Below are 15,073 nucleotides of genomic sequence, written 5' to 3' on the forward strand. Positions count from 1 at the left end.
TGTATCAGGCGTGCGGCGTCGGGAAATACACGCCTGCGCGCTGCGCCGCGTTCGCGATGTGCTTCTCGATGGCCTTGCCGGCCGCGTGCGGATCTCGCGCCTTGAGCGCATCGAGAATCAGCCGGTGCTCGTGGTACGTGGACAGCACCAGTTCACGCCGATAAAACGGCATCCGCTGGCTTTCCTTCATGATGTCCGCGCTGCTGCGCAAGATCGACTCGATGGCGGCGTTGCCCGCGATCGCCACGATCCGCATGTGAAAGTCGAAGTCCAGTTGCGCGGCCTCGTCGAGGTCGCCATGGGTGAGCGCCGTTTGCAGCGCCGCAATGTTGTCCTCGAACCATTCGACGTCGTCGTCGCCGATGGCGAGCGCCGCCATCCGTGCGACGAATCCTTCCAGCGCGAAACGCATCTGATACGTATCGGGCAGCGACGACTGATCCGCAAAACGCCACGGATGCGCCGTCGATGCCTTGGTCGATTGCACGTACACGCCCTTGCCCGGGCGGATTGTCAGCATGCCGAGCGCTTCGAGCGTCGATAGCGCCTCGCGCAGCGACGCGCGGCTGATGTCGAGCTCTTCCGACAACTGGCGCTGCGCGGGCAACAGGCTGCCGACGGGATAAGCGCCGCCCTCGATCCGCTCGCGAATGATCGCAATCGCGGCGTCGGTGACGGTGTGCGGAACGTTTTTCATGATCTCGGCGGCGGTTCAGAGCGGTCTGACCAGTATTGTAAATCCGCTTTGGCCGTCTCGTCCAAATCGCCGCGCACATACATTTTCCGTGCGACAAGGCCGGTCAGACCGCGTCGGGTAAACACCGTCCCACCAATCCTTGACCTCACTATATCGGCTTCCTACTATTCGCCATAACAGTACTGGTCGGACCAGTATGAACAGGTGGTGCAAGATTCAATTCCTGATCGGGAGAAAGCCGTGTTGAAGTTCTTCAATTCGCTGTTTGGCCGGGTGGTGATCGCTCTCGTGGCGGGCATCGTGATCGGCGCGCTGTTTCCGCATTTCGCGCAGTCGCTGCGTCCGCTGGGCGACGGCTTTCTGAAGCTGATCAAGATGGTGATCGGACCGATCGTGTTTTGCGTCGTCGTCAGCGGCATGGCGCACGCGGGCGATCTGAAGAAAGTGGGGCGCGTCGGCCTGAAAGCCGTCGTCTACTTCGAGATCATGACGACGATCGCGCTCGTGATCGGCGCCGTGCTCGCGTACGTGACGCGCCCGGGCGTCGGCATGAACATCGATATTCATTCGCTCGACGCCGGCTCGCTCGCCACCTACACCGAGCACGCGAAGAGCCTGAAGGACACGGCGGGCTTCCTGCTGAAGATCATTCCCGACACAGCCATCGACGCGTTCGCGAAGGGCGACATCCTGCAGATTCTCGTGTTCTCCGTACTGGTCGGTTCCGCGCTGTCGCTGCTCGGGCCGCGCGCGAAGCTCGTCAACAGTCTGATCGACGAACTCGCGCAGGTGTTCTTCCGCGTGATGAGCTTCATCATCAAGCTCGCGCCCCTCGGCGTGCTGGGCGCGATTGCGTTCACCACGGGCACGTACGGCGTCGCGTCGCTCAAGCAGCTCGGCATGCTCGTCATCGTGTTCTACGCGAGCTGCATCGTGTTCGTCGCCGTCGTGCTGGGCATCGTGATGCGGCTTGCCGGTTTCAGCATCTTCAAGCTGATCCGCTATCTGCGCGAAGAGCTGTCGATCGTGCTCGGCACGGCTTCGTCGGACGCCGTGCTGCCGCAGATCATGCGCAAGCTCGAATGGATGGGTGTGAAGGATTCGACTGTCGGCCTCGTGATTCCGACGGGCTATTCGTTCAACCTTGACGGCTTCTCGATCTATCTGACGCTCGCCGTGATCTTTATCGCGCAGGCCACGAACACGCCGCTGTCGACGCACGATCTGATCGTCGTCGTGCTGGTGTCGCTGATCACGTCGAAGGGCGCGCACGGCATTCCCGGCTCGGCCATCGTGATTCTCGCCGCGACGCTTTCCGCGATTCCCGCGATTCCCGTGCTCGGCCTCGTGCTGATCCTGCCCGTCGACTGGTTTGTCGGCATCGCCCGCGCGCTGACCAACCTGATCGGCAACTGCGTCGCGACGGTCGTGGTCGGCGTGTGGGAGAACGACATCGACAAGGCGCGCGCCCGCCGCGTGCTGAACCTCGACAGCGAATACCGCTTCGTGCCGACCCGCACCGATCTCGACGACGAAGCGGGCCCCGTGAACCCGGCGCACGCTGTCTGACACCGCTTTCCGCCATCTGACCGACCACCAATGGCAACGGCGGCGGGCTCGCAAGGTCCGCCGCCACTCATCACCTCACCCGACTGAACACCGAACCGATCATGGCCAATCCGATACTCGATCCGAACGCACCCGCCTTCACGCGCCGCTACATGAATCTCGCCGACCCGCGGCTGGGCGCGAAGGCACTCTTCGCCAGCGACGAATTCTTCGCGCCGAAGGAACGCATGCTCGACCCGCAGCCGGCCGTCTTCATTCCCGGCAAATACGACGATCACGGCAAGTGGATGGACGGCTGGGAGACGCGCCGCAAGCGCACGACGGGCCACGACTACTGCGTCGTGCGGCTGGCGCGGCCGGGCATCGTGCATGGTGTCGATCTCGATACGAGCCACTTCACGGGGAATTTCCCGCCGGCGGCCTCGATCGAGGCCTGCTATTCGAACGACGACGTTCCCGCCGATAACGCCGACTGGCAAACCATCGTCCCCGCGACCACGCTGCAGGGCAATCAGCATCACTATGTCGAAGTGGGCGACACGCGCGCCTTCACGCATCTGCGCGTGAACCTGTATCCGGACGGCGGGCTCGCGCGGCTGCGTGTCTACGGGCAGCCCAAGCGCGACTGGGAGCGTGTCGAGCGCGGCAGCCTCGTCGATCTGGCCGCTATCGAAAACGGCGCGTATCTCGTCGCGGCGAACAACCAGCATTTCGGACCCGCATCGCAAATGCTGATGCCGGGGCGCGGCGTCAACATGGGCGACGGCTGGGAGACGCGCCGCCGTCGGGAGCCGGGCAACGACTGGGCGATCGTCGCGCTCGCGCGGCCGGGCGTGATTCGCAAGGTCGAAGTGGACACGGCGCACTTCAAGGGCAATTTCCCCGACCGCTGTTCGCTGCAGGCGGCATCCGTCACGGGCGGCACCGATGAATCGCTCGTCACGCAGGCCATGTTCTGGCCCGTGCTGCTGCCCGAGCAGAAGCTGCAGATGGACAACGTGCATACGTTCAGCGCGGAACTGGCGGCGCTCGGTCCCGTCACGCACGTGCGTCTGAACATCTATCCGGACGGCGGCGTGTCGCGGCTGCGTCTGTGGGGCGAGCTCGAATAACGTTCGGCGGAGACGGCCATGAACACACTGCGCATCGAGCGCCTGACGCGAGCAGCGTTCGCACCGTTCGGCGACGTGATCGAACTGGAGGGCGCGCGCCACTATCCCATCAACGAAGGCACGACCGAGCGCTTTCACGACCTCGCCAACGTGGACGTGAGCACGCAGGGCGGCCGGGCGCTGATCAACGTGTTTCGCGCGCAGCCGCGTGCATGGCCGATCGACATCGCGATGATGGAGCGGCATCCGCTGGGCAGCCAGGCGTTCGTGCCGCTATCGGACGCGCCGTATCTGATCGTCGTCGCGCCGGCCGGCGAACTCGACCCGGCGAAGCTGCGCGCGTTTTCGGCGCATGGCTGGCAGGGTGTTAACTACGCGAAGGGCGTCTGGCATCATCCGCTGCTGGCGCTCGGGCGCGTCAGCGATTTTCTCGTCGTCGACCGTGGCGGCGAAGGCCCGAATTGCGATGAAGTAGCGTTGCCGCAGACGTGGCGTCTGACGCGTGAATCGTTCGAAACACTCGCCGTTTAAGGGTGTTTTCGAATCGGTAAGCAGACGAAAGCAAAAGGCCCGGTGGGCAAACCGACCGGGCCTTTCTGCGTTCGACCTGCGGGGGCCGCTCAACGCGACGTGGCGCAAGACTCCATCAATGCTTGCGATGCGGGCAATTTTCCTTCGTGCAGGCGCCGTACAGCGCGAGCGCGTGTTCCTGCAGCTTGAAGCCGCGTTCTTTCGCAATTGCCTGCTGGCGGTTCTCGATTTCGGGGTCGAAAAATTCTTCCACCAGACCGCAGTCGATACACACCAGATGGTCGTGGTGCGTGCCTTCGTTCAGTTCAAAAACGGCTTTACCCGACTCGAAGTTACTGCGCGACAGCAGACCAGCCTGCTCGAACTGCGTGAGCACGCGATACACCGTGGCGAGGCCGATATCCAGCTCTTCATGCAGCAGATTGCGGTAGACGTCTTCGGCCGTCAGATGGCGCACCGGGCTGTGCTGAAAGATTTCCAGAATCTTGAGGCGCGGTAGGGTCGCCTTGAGTCCGATATTTTTCAGATCGGTTGGATTGGTCATGGCAAGGGATCCCTAGAGTACAATGCAGGGTTCTAATAGTAATGTGAATTGCTGTTCAGGTCATCTTACACGGAAAGTCGCGCGGCTCGGGAAGCCCGCACGGTGAGGGAAATGATTCCAAAAGCTCTGTTGATCAACCGGGGGAGCCGCATGCGGGGTACCTTGATCGTCGCTGCGGCCGTAGCGCTTCTTGCTGGGTGTTCCACGTATGACAGCCTGACGCAGCGCTTCGCCCAAAGCATTACGCCGTACCGCATTACCGTGGTTCAGGGCAACTTCGTGTCGAAGGAAATGGCTGCGCAGATGCAGGTCGGCATGTCGCGCGCGCAGGTCAAGCAGGTGCTTGGCACGCCGCTTCTGTCGGACATGTTCCACGCGGATCGCTGGGACTACGTGTTCTATTTCAAGCGCGGCTCGACGTCGATCGTCCAGCAGCGTGACTTCATCGTGAATTTTGCCGGCGATCGCGTCGCGAGCTGGTCGGGCGGCGACGATCTGCCGTCCAACCTCGAACTGCTCGCCGATATCGACGGCGATCGTACGGGCAAGAAGGTTTCCGTCGCACCGCAGGCGCGAGCGCCGCAGGTGCGGCGAGCGCGCCCGTGGCGGCCGCATCGGCGCCTGCAGCGGCGCCCGCGGCGACGCTCGACACAGTCCGCTCGGCAACCTCGGACGCCTCACAGGCGGGCAGTCTGCCCATCGTCGATCCGAACGCGCAGGCCGCGCAGGCCGCGAACCGTCTGACCAACGCCGTGCAGGCGCCGGCGCCGGGCACGACGCCGTCGGTGCGCGCGAATACGCCGCCGTCCAACGGCGGCGTGCCGCAGAACTCGACGGAGCCGGGCAAGCCGCAGTTCCGCTTCACGCGTCCGCCGCCGCCGCAGATCCAAGGCGTGCCGAGCGAGAACCCGGTCGGCCCGACGGGTCCGGAAAGCAACAACGGCAAGTCGAAAGACGCGCCCGTGCAGTCGTCGCAGTCTTCTTCGCAAACGGGCACGGGAACGGGCGGCTGATTCCGTTGTCCCTACTAGCGTGACGGGCGGCTTGTCCGCCCGTCGTGCTTTTTGCCGCGATGCGCCGCGATGTTGCTCCGTTTTCGCGTGTTGCTCGCTCCGTATCTTTTGCCGCCAATCGTCGCGCTGTCTTACGGCGCGATGTTTTCGGCGCTGATTGCTGGACTACCCATGAAAATTGCCATCGCCGGCGCGTCGGGCCGCATGGGCCGGATGCTCATCGAAACCGTCCTCAATGATCCCGATGCAACGTTGTCGGGCGCGCTCGACCGCGCGGGCACGCCGCAACTCGGTCAGGATGCCGGAGCGTTTCTGGGCAAAGAGACGCGCGTGCCGGTTTCGGACGATATCGATGCCGTCCTCGCGCAATCCGACTATCTGATCGATTTCACGCGACCCGAAGGCACGCTCGCGCACATCGAAGCCGCGCTGCGCACGAACACGAAGCTCGTGATCGGGACGACGGGTTTCGACGACGCGCAAAAGGCGCAAATTCGCGCCGCGTCGGAAAAAACGGGCATCGTGCTCGCGTCGAACTTCAGCGTCGGCGTGAACGTGACCATGAAGCTGCTCGAATTCGCCGCGAAGCACTTCTCGCAGGGCTACGACATCGAGATCATCGAGGCGCATCATCGGCATAAGGTCGACGCGCCGTCGGGCACGGCACTGACCATGGGCGAAGTGATCGCGGGCGCGCTCGGCCGCAAGCTCGAAGATTGCGCCGTCTATGCACGCGAAGGCGTGACGGGCGAGCGTGATCCGTCCACCATCGGTTTTTCGGCGATTCGCGGCGGCGATATCGTCGGCGATCACACGGTGCTGTTTGCGGGAATCGGCGAGCGCATCGAGATCACGCACAAGTCGGCAAGCCGTCTGTCGTACGCGCAAGGCGCGCTGCGCGCGGTGCGCTTCCTCGAAGGCCACGCAAACGGCCTGTTCGACATGCAGGACGTGCTGGGCTTGCGCTAAGCCCGGCTCCTGGCCTGTTCTCATCCGTCGCGGCCGGGCGGCTGCGGCGAACAGCGAAATCCGATGGCAAACACGGGCATCCTCCACTACCTGCAAACCAGCGACGCCATCACGCATGGCGTCGCGTACGTGCTGCTGGCGATGTCGGTGGCGAGCTGGTGTTTCCTGATCGTCAAAAGCTGGATGCTGAGCCGCGCGAAGCGGCAAGGGCCGCGCGCGATCGCGCGCTTCTGGCAGGCGCCGACGCTCGCCGACGGCGTCGCGGCGCTGCGTCTCGCGGATCGGGAGCACATCTTTTCTCCGTTGGCGGAAGCGGCGCTGCAGGCGTCGGAAGTCGAGGCCCCGGGCGTGCTGCTCGCGCGCGTCGAGCGCAGCGAGCGGGTGTTGCGGGCGCTGCGTCAGGCGCTGCACCGCTCGCAGCGGCGGCTGGAGTTCGGCCAGGTGCTGCTGGCGTCGGTGGGCAGCACGGCGCCGTTCGTCGGCCTGTTCGGCACCGTGTGGGGCATCTATCACGCGCTCGGCAGCATCGCGCAGAGCGGGCAGGCGATGATAGAGAACGTCGCGGGGCCAGTGGGCGAGGCGCTGATCATGACGGCCTTCGGCCTCGTCGTCGCGATTCCCGCGGTGCTCGCGTACAACGTGCTCGGGCGGATGGTGCGGCAGTTGTCGGAAGAACTCGACGGCTTCGCGCACGATCTGCATGCGTACGTCTGCGCGCCGGCGGGCGACGTCGCCGGGAACGCGCACGCCGCGCACCCCAGCGAGCGCGCCCCCGCCCGCACGCAGGTCTAAGCAGTTGTAGCAGGCAACGGGAGGCGATCACATGGCATTCGGCGGACTCGACCGGCACAAGACAGCCGCGCCGATGGCGGACATCAACATGACGCCGCTGATCGACGTGATGCTCGTGCTGCTGGTCATTTTCATCATCACGGCGCCGCTGTTCACGCACGCGATCCGGCTGGATCTGCCGCGCGTCGCGGCCGCCGAGGCGCGCGAGACGCCAAACACCGTCACGCTGTCGATCGACGGCGCGGGCAGGATTTACTGGAACGACAAGCCCATCACGCTCGACGAGATGCGCGCGCGCTTCAACGACGCGGGCAAGCAGCAGGAGCAGCCGGAAATCCACCTGCGCGCCGAGCGCTCGACGCGCTACGAAGTGATCGCCCAGGTGATGGGCGCGGCGCAGCAGGCGGGGCTCGAACGGATCGGTTTCGTGACGGAGCCGCCAGCTGACAACGCGAAAGCGGGGCAGCAGCAGCCGGCCTCGACGGCGCGATAGGTCGAGAAGCTGCAACCGGCGGCACAGCGGTAGCAAGCCGCGACAAGCAACAGCACGACGGGCCAACCGCCCGCTTCAGCACGGAGTCGCGCCCAATCGGCGCGCAAAACGCGCGACACACCCGGATCGCGCGCGGCGCGAGCCCGGCCGAACGGTATAATCAGCCCTTTCCCCTTGACGACAGGGGAAACGATCCAAATTTCATCACGCAGCACACCGTGCCGGTGCCGACGCACCGACCAGCGGCAGGCACCGAACAGCGATCCCATCACACCATGCACGAAAAATACGTTCCCTCCGACGTCGAATCCGCCGCGCAAGGACAATGGCGCGCCACCGACGCGTACAAAACGACGGAAAAGGCCGACAAGCCCAAGTTCTATTGCGTTTCGATGCTGCCGTATCCGTCGGGCAAGCTGCACATGGGGCACGTACGCAACTACACGATCAACGACGTGATGTACCGCTATCTGCGGATGAACGGCTACAACACGCTGATGCCGATGGGCTGGGACGCGTTCGGCATGCCCGCCGAAAACGCCGCGATGGCCAACAACGTGCCGCCCGCAAAGTGGACCTACGACAACATCGCGTACATGAAGAAGCAGATGCAGTCGATGGGTCTTGCCATCGACTGGTCGCGCGAAGTCGCCACCTGCTCGCCCGACTACTACAAGTGGAACCAGTGGATCTTCCTGAAGATGCTGGAAAAGGGCGTCGCGTACAAGAAGACGGGCACGGTGAACTGGGATCCCGTCGATCAAACCGTGCTCGCGAACGAGCAGGTGATCGACGGACGCGGCTGGCGTTCGGGCGCGCTGGTCGAAAAGCGCGAAATCCCGATGTACTACATGCGCATCACGCAGTATGCCGATGAACTGCTGAACGATCTCGACGGCCTCGGCTGGCCGGAGCGCGTCAAGACCATGCAGCAGAACTGGATCGGCAAGAGCTTTGGCGTGACCTTCGGCTTTCCGTACGAACTGGACGGCGAACAGAAGCTGCTGCGCGTGTTCACCACCCGCGCCGACACGATCATGGGCGTCACTTTCTGCGCTATCGCCGCCGAGCACCCGCTCGCGACGCGTCTCGCGCAAGGCCGTCCGGAACTGCAGGCGTTCATCGACGAATGCAAGCACGGCGGCGTCGCCGAAGCCGACATGGCGACGATGGAAAAGAAGGGCATGGCCACGGGCTTTTTCGTCAAGCATCCGCTGACGCAGGAGAAGGTCGAGGTCTGGATCGGCAACTACGTGCTGATGAGCTACGGCGAAGGCGCCGTGATGGGCGTGCCCGCGCACGACGAGCGCGACTTCGCGTTCGTGAAGAAGTACGGTATTCCCGTGAAGCAGGTGGTGGCCGTCGAAGGCAAGACGTTCTCGACGGACGCATGGCAGGAGTGGTACGGCGACAAGGAAAGCGGCGTCCTGATCAATAGCGGCAAGTACAACGGACTGAAGTACGCGCAAGCCGTCGATGCGATCGCGGCCGACCTGAAAGCGCTCGGACTCGGCGACAAGCAGGTCACGTGGCGTCTGCGCGATTGGGGCATTTCGCGCCAGCGTTACTGGGGCACGCCGATCCCGATCATCCACTGCCCGTCGTGCGGAGACGTGCCCGTGCCGGAGAAGGATCTGCCCGTCGTGCTGCCCGAAGACCTCGTGCCGGACGGCACGGGCAATCCGCTCGCGAAGTCCGAGGCGTTCCTGAACTGCACGTGCCCGACGTGCGGCGCGCCCGCGAAGCGCGAAACGGACACGATGGACACGTTCGTCGATTCGTCCTGGTACTTCTATCGCTACGCGGCACCCGACGCGAAGACGATGGTCGACGAGCGCACCGATTACTGGATGCCGATGGACCAGTACATCGGCGGCATCGAGCACGCCATTCTTCACCTGCTGTACTCGCGTTTCTGGGCGAAGGTTTGCCGCGATCTGGGCATCGTGAAGTTCGGCGAGCCGGCGAAGAACCTGCTCACGCAGGGCATGGTGCTCAACGAAACGTATTACCGCGAAAACGAAGCGGGCAAGAAGACCTGGTACAACCCGGCCGATGTGACCGTCACGCACGACGACAAGGGCCGCCCCGTCGGCGCGACGCTCCATGCCGACGGCCAGCCCGTCGAGCTGGGCGGCGTGGAGAAGATGTCGAAGTCGAAGAACAACGGCGTCGATCCGCAGGTGCTGATCGACCAGTACGGCGCCGATACCGCGCGTCTTTTCACGATGTTCGCGGCGCCGCCCGAGCAGCAGCTCGAATGGTCGGGCGCGGGCGTCGAGGGCGCGAGCCGCTTCCTGCGTCGCGTGTGGGCGTACGGCCAGGCGAACGAAGCCGCGCTGTCGCAGCGCGCCACGTTCGACGCCGCGACGCTCGCCGACGCCGACAAGACCCTGCGTCGCGAAATCTACAGCGTGCTGAAGCAGGCCGATTTCGACTACCAGCGTCTGCAGTACAACACGGTCGTGTCGGCGGCGATGAAGATGCTCAACGCGATCGAGAGCGCGAAGGGCGCGAGCCAGGCCGTGCTGCGCGAAACATACGGCGTGCTGCTGCGCGTGCTGTACCCCGTCGTGCCGCACATCACGTTCCAGCTGTGGCAGGAACTCGGCTATGCAGACGAGTTCGGCGGGCTGCTCGACGCGCCGTGGCCGAAGGTCGACGAGAAGGCGCTCGAGCAAAGCGAGATCGAACTCGTGCTGCAGGTGAATGGCAAGGTGCGCGGCGCCGTGACGGTCGCGAAGGACGCATCGCGCGAAGCGATCGAGGCCGTCGCGCTCGCACACGAGATGTTCGCGAAGTTCAGCGAAGGCAAGCCGGCGAAGAAGGTGATCGTCGTGCCGGGCCGTCTCGTGAACGTGGTCGTCTGACGGACGTGACCGGCGCTAACTGCGAACCAGGAGCCCATGTGACTCGCAGATCGTTTTTGACTTTCGCATGCAGCGCAGTGCTGCTGTCCGCGTGCGGCTTCCAGCTGCGCGGCCAGCAGGACTACGCGTTCAAGCGTCTGGCTATCACGGGCGCATCGGCGCCCGTTTCCGCGCGCCTGACGCGCATGGTGCAGGGCGGCAGCGACACGGTGATCGTGAATTCGCCTGTCAACGCCGACGCGATCCTGCAGGTCACGGAAGGGCGCGGCAGCAGCGTGCTGACGCTGAACTCGCTGGGCGTGGTCGAGGAATACGCGCTCGACTACTGGCTGAGCTACACGGTGCGCGGCGCGGACGGCACGCTGCTGATTCCGCCCAGTTCGATTCACCTGAACCGCGCGATGACATACAGCGACCAGTTCTCGCAGGCAAAGGCCTCCGAAGCGGACATCCTCTACGCGGACATGCAGAACGATGCCGTCGATCAGTTGATACGGCGTCTGGCCGTCGTGAAGTCGCTGCATCCCGCGCCGGGCCAGGAAGTGCCGGGCGTGTCGCCGCGCGCGCCGCTGCCGCCGCCGCCGCTTTGACCGGCTATTTTTGACCCACTGATTCGAAACGTTTCACTCTCGTTCATCCGTCGCCATGCAACTGCGTCTTGACGCGCTCGAAGCGCATCTCGGGAAAGGACTCGCCGCCCTGTACGTCGTGTACGGCGACGAGCACCTGCTCGCGCAGGAAGCGTGCGACCGCATCCGCGCTGCGGCGCGCGCGAACGGCTTTACGGATCGCACGGTGTTCACGGTCGAGCGCAGCTTCGACTGGAGTTCGCTGCTCGGCGCGAGCCAGTCGATGTCGCTGTTCGGCGACCGGCAACTGGTCGAGTTGCGCATCCCTACGGGCAAGCCCGGCAAGGAAGGCGCGGACGCGCTGAAGACACTCGCGGCATCGGCGAATCCCGACGTGCTCACGCTCGTCACGTTGCCGCGCCTCGATGCCGCCACGCAGAAGTCCGCCTGGTTCACGGCCTTGTCAGAAGCGGGCGTCGCGCTGAAGGTCGATCCCGTCGAGCGCGCGCAGTTGCCCGGCTGGGTCGGGCAGCGTCTTGCGCAGCAAGGCCAGCGCGTCGCGCCGGGCGATGACGGCAAGCGCGCGCTGCAGTTCATCGCGGAGCGCGTCGAAGGCAATCTGCTCGCCGCGCATCAGGAAATCCAGAAGCTCGGGCTGCTGTATCCGGCGGGCGTGCTGAGCTTCGAGCAGATTCACGACGCCGTGCTGAACGTCGCGCGCTACGACGTGTTCAAGCTCAACGAAGCGATGCTGGCGGGCGATGTGAGTCGCCTCTCGCGGATGATCGATGGCCTCAAGGGCGAAGGCGAGGCCGCCGTGCTCGTGTTGTGGGCCGTCGTCGAAGAGATTCGCACGCTGTTGCGGATCAAGCGCGGCGTCGAGGCGGGCAAGCCGCTCGCGATGCTGCTGCGCGAAAACCGCGTGTGGGGCCCGCGCGAACGGCTCGTCGGCCCGGCGCTGTCGCGCGTGACGGAAGCCGCGCTCGAAAGGGCGCTGGCGCTCGCGGCGAAGCTCGACCGGCAGGTGAAGGGTTTGTCGGGCGGCACGCCGGGCAATCACCGCAACGACCCGCCGCCCGATCCGTGGGCCGGGCTGTTCGAACTCGCGATGAGCGTGGCGGGCGCTGCGCCGGCTTCGCATGCGCAAGCTGGCGGCGCGCGTTCCGCCCCAGCGCGACCGGGCCCAGCGCGACCGGCGCCAATGCGCCGACCGTCGTAGGCTGTCGCCTGCGCGACGGATCAGGCAGAGGGACGCGCTTATCGGGCGCAGACGCCAGATTCATCGCAGACGCGGCGCGGCAGCCTGCCCCAGCCTTGTGACACGGCGCCCCGGCGCTGAGCAGACAACTGTCACACGTCATACAATCGTCGCAACGTTCCGCTTACTGCAATTGTTCGCCGCGCTTCGCATGCATTCGAAGCAACACGCGGCACAACGGGAATCATCATGGATATCGACCAGTACATGACCGACCTCGGCCGCCGCGCGCGTCACGCATCGCGCGCGATGGCGCGGGCGTCGACGGCGGCGAAAAATGCCGCGCTCGAAGCGGTTGCCGTCGCGATCGAGCGCGACACGCAAGCGCTGAAAGAAGCGAATGCCCACGATCTGGCCCGTGCGCGCGACAAGGGGCACGACGCCGCCTTCATCGACCGCCTGACGCTGTCGGACAAGGCGCTGAAAACGATGGTCGAAGGCTTGCGGCAAGTGGCCGCGCTGCCCGATCCCATCGGCGAGATCAGCAACATGAAGTATCGGCCGAGCGGTATCCAGGTCGGCCAGATGCGCGTGCCGCTCGGCGTGATCGGCATCATCTACGAATCGCGCCCGAACGTGACAATCGACGCCGCCGCGCTGTGTCTCAAGTCTGGCAACGCCACGATTCTGCGCGGGGGGTCCGAAGCGCTCGAATGCAACACGGCGCTCGCCAAGCTGATCGGCGAAGGCCTCGAAAAAGCGGGCCTGCCGCAGGAAGCGGTGCAGGTCGTCGAAACGTCGGACCGCGCGGCCGTCGGCAAGCTGATCACGATGACCGAATACGTCGATGTGATCGTGCCGCGCGGCGGCAAGAGCCTTATCGCCCGTTTGATCGAAGAAGGCCGCGTGCCGATGATCAAGCACCTCGACGGCATTTGCCATGTGTACGTCGACGATCGCGCGGATATCGCGAAGGCGATGACGGTGTGCGACAACGCCAAGACGCATCGCTACGGCACCTGCAACACGATGGAAACGCTGCTGGTCGCGCGCGGCATCGCGTCCGAAGTGCTGCCGGCGCTCGGCAAGCTGTATCGCGGAAAGGACGTGGAGCTGCGTGTCGATCCGGCGGCGCGCAAGGTGCTGGAAAGCGCGGGCGTCGCGCCGCTGGTCGATGCGACGGAAGAGGATTGGCGCACCGAATATCTCGCGCCCGTGCTGGCCGTGAAGGTGGTCGACGGCGTCGATCAGGCGATCGAGCACATCAACGAATACGGCTCGCATCACACGGATGCGATCGTCACGGAAGACCACGACCGCGCGATGCGCTTCCTGCGCGAAGTGGATTCGGCGAGCGTGATGGTGAATGCATCGACGCGTTTTGCCGACGGCTTCGAGTTCGGCCTGGGTGCGGAAATCGGCATTTCCAACGACAAGCTGCACGCGCGCGGACCCGTTGGGCTGGAAGGGCTGACGTCGATGAAGTACGTCGTGCTGGGACACGGCGAAGGCCGCCAATAAATTCTCGAACGTCGAAGAAGAACAATCATGTCGTTCCTGTGGATCAAGACGTTTCATATCGTTCTGGTCGCTTCGTGGTTCGCGGGGCTGTTCTATCTGCCGCGAATCTACGTGAATCTCGCGATGGAGACAGATGCGAACGCGCGAAAGCGTCTGTTGCTGATGGCGCGCAAGCTGTTTCGCTTCATGTCGTTCATCGCGGTGCCGGCGCTCGCGTGCGGGCTGTGGCTGTGGCTCGTGATGGGGATTGGAAGTGGGGAGGGCTGGATTCACGCGAAGGTCGGCGTGGTCGTGCTGTTGATCGCCTATCACGTGTATTGCGGCGTGCTGCTGCGCACGTTCGAACGCGGCGAGAACCAACGCTCGCACAAGTGGTATCGGATGTTCAATGAGCTTCCCGTGCTGGGCATGCTGATCGCCGTGGCGCTGGTGGTGATCAAGCCGTTCTGATTTTCTCTTCCCTGTTTTCTGATGCGGAACGGGCTCCTTAAGGAGCCCGTTTTTGTTTTGGCGTACAGCTTTGGCGCTGCCTTGCCGCTCCGATGGTAGTGCGATCCGCACTCGCGCGTCGCTCGACTCCGGCTCTCTACGGCTGGTCTCAGGCTCATTTCCAGCGCATTGTCAGCGCGCGCAGGTTATCGCTGCATCGCCTTCCTCCGCTTCCCACAGGTCATGCAGGTCCAATTCCGAGTGCCTCTCAAAGTCTGACCGCTGACGTAAGAATTAACGAAGACAAGTAAGTCTCGGCTACGTAGGAATCTTGAAACGCTTTGTCATTTTTGCCTTGGTTTAAGAGTCGTCCTATTCGTCGTTTTGATAATCCTCAATAAAGTTCGACCCCGCTGCGACAGGTTAACGCAGGATTCTTAGTTAGCATGACTAAGCCTTTGCCGTTGGCCGACCGCAACTCGCCTGCTGACGTGACGGCGGTATCTGACAGAACGTAAGCATCGACTTGCACAGATGTTCCGGAATGCCGCGCTTTGCGTAAGTCACAGCCAGTCGCGCGCTCGCGAAGTTTGAACTTTGCAGCATCAACTAAAAATTTAGGATAACGGATGAATAAGGCTTATCGGTCAGTCTGGAATGAAGCGTTGGGAACCTGGGTGGCGGTTCAGGAAAATGCGAGGGGACGTGGGAAGAAGTCTGCTCGTTCCGCGTTGGTTTTCACGGCCATCACGTCGGCGATTGGTGT

13 protein-coding genes and 2 pseudogenes are annotated in these 15,073 nt (G+C 64.0%); 13 read left to right on the forward strand and 2 right to left on the reverse strand.

The genetic code is table 11. The annotated features are described in order from the left end of the window. Window positions 1-4 precede the first annotated feature (4 nt). Complete coding sequence (locus H3V53_RS19380; RefSeq protein ID WP_054918903.1) at window positions 5-697, reverse strand: FCD domain-containing protein; 693 nt, start codon at window positions 695-697, stop codon at window positions 5-7. Between the two features lie 240 nt (window positions 698-937). Here H3V53_RS19380 and H3V53_RS19385 point away from each other — a divergent pair, with 240 nt between their 5' ends. From H3V53_RS19385 to H3V53_RS19395, 3 genes are all read left to right on the forward strand, one after another. Then, entirely contained in the window at window positions 938-2,266 is a 1,329-nt protein-coding gene (locus H3V53_RS19385) for a C4-dicarboxylate transporter DctA (RefSeq protein ID WP_054918906.1), read from the forward strand. 101 nt (window positions 2,267-2,367) lie between these two features. Further along, window positions 2,368-3,378, forward strand: coding sequence for an allantoicase (gene alc, locus H3V53_RS19390; RefSeq protein WP_336599356.1), 1,011 nt, complete (start codon window positions 2,368-2,370; stop codon window positions 3,376-3,378). An 18-nt stretch (window positions 3,379-3,396) separates the two neighbouring features. Further along, on the forward strand, window positions 3,397-3,909 hold the full coding sequence (locus H3V53_RS19395; protein WP_336599357.1) for an ureidoglycolate lyase: 513 nt from the start codon (window positions 3,397-3,399) through the stop codon (window positions 3,907-3,909). Window positions 3,910-4,024: 115 nt separating this feature from the next. Here H3V53_RS19395 and fur read toward each other — a convergent pair whose 3' ends face one another. Next, on the reverse strand, window positions 4,025-4,453 hold the full coding sequence (fur, locus tag H3V53_RS19400) for a ferric iron uptake transcriptional regulator (protein ID WP_054918912.1): 429 nt from the start codon (window positions 4,451-4,453) through the stop codon (window positions 4,025-4,027). Window positions 4,454-4,603: 150 nt separating this feature from the next. Between fur and H3V53_RS19405 the strand changes: the two are divergent. The 10 genes and pseudogenes from H3V53_RS19405 to H3V53_RS43665 form a co-directional block, all read left to right on the forward strand. Beyond that, window positions 4,604-5,466 (forward strand): annotated as a pseudogene (locus H3V53_RS19405) (outer membrane protein assembly factor BamE). A gap of 171 nt (window positions 5,467-5,637) precedes the next feature. Next, the gene (dapB, locus tag H3V53_RS19410; protein WP_336599358.1) at window positions 5,638-6,435 is read left to right on the forward strand and encodes a 4-hydroxy-tetrahydrodipicolinate reductase; all 798 of its coding nucleotides are present in this window, start codon (window positions 5,638-5,640) and stop codon (window positions 6,433-6,435) included. 63 nt (window positions 6,436-6,498) lie between these two features. Next, a complete protein-coding gene (locus H3V53_RS19415; protein WP_336599359.1) occupies window positions 6,499-7,227 on the forward strand; it encodes a MotA/TolQ/ExbB proton channel family protein in 729 nt (242 codons plus the stop codon). A gap of 31 nt (window positions 7,228-7,258) precedes the next feature. Continuing rightward, window positions 7,259-7,720: an ExbD/TolR family protein gene (locus tag H3V53_RS19420; protein WP_336599360.1), complete on the forward strand. Its 462-nt coding sequence runs from the start codon at window positions 7,259-7,261 to the stop codon at window positions 7,718-7,720. A 275-nt stretch (window positions 7,721-7,995) separates the two neighbouring features. Further along, complete coding sequence (gene leuS / locus H3V53_RS19425; RefSeq protein WP_336599361.1) at window positions 7,996-10,590, forward strand: leucine--tRNA ligase; 2,595 nt, start codon at window positions 7,996-7,998, stop codon at window positions 10,588-10,590. Between the two features lie 38 nt (window positions 10,591-10,628). Beyond that, window positions 10,629-11,180: an LPS-assembly lipoprotein LptE gene (locus tag H3V53_RS19430; RefSeq protein ID WP_336599362.1), complete on the forward strand. Its 552-nt coding sequence runs from the start codon at window positions 10,629-10,631 to the stop codon at window positions 11,178-11,180. A 55-nt stretch (window positions 11,181-11,235) separates the two neighbouring features. Further along, on the forward strand, window positions 11,236-12,378 hold the full coding sequence (holA, locus tag H3V53_RS19435) for a DNA polymerase III subunit delta (RefSeq protein ID WP_336599363.1): 1,143 nt from the start codon (window positions 11,236-11,238) through the stop codon (window positions 12,376-12,378). A 228-nt stretch (window positions 12,379-12,606) separates the two neighbouring features. Continuing rightward, window positions 12,607-13,878, forward strand: a complete 1,272-nt coding sequence (locus tag H3V53_RS19440; RefSeq protein WP_336599364.1) for a glutamate-5-semialdehyde dehydrogenase — start codon at window positions 12,607-12,609, stop codon at window positions 13,876-13,878. Between the two features lie 27 nt (window positions 13,879-13,905). After that, the gene (locus H3V53_RS19445; RefSeq protein WP_336599365.1) at window positions 13,906-14,328 is read left to right on the forward strand and encodes a CopD family protein; all 423 of its coding nucleotides are present in this window, start codon (window positions 13,906-13,908) and stop codon (window positions 14,326-14,328) included. 608 nt (window positions 14,329-14,936) lie between these two features. Continuing rightward, window positions 14,937-15,050: pseudogene (locus H3V53_RS43665) on the forward strand (ESPR domain-containing protein); the annotation flags it as partial. Window positions 15,051-15,073 lie beyond the last annotated feature (23 nt).

The organism is Paraburkholderia bengalensis, assembly GCF_037126505.1.
In the GTDB taxonomy this organism is placed as follows: Bacteria; Pseudomonadota; Gammaproteobacteria; order Burkholderiales; family Burkholderiaceae; genus Paraburkholderia; species Paraburkholderia bengalensis.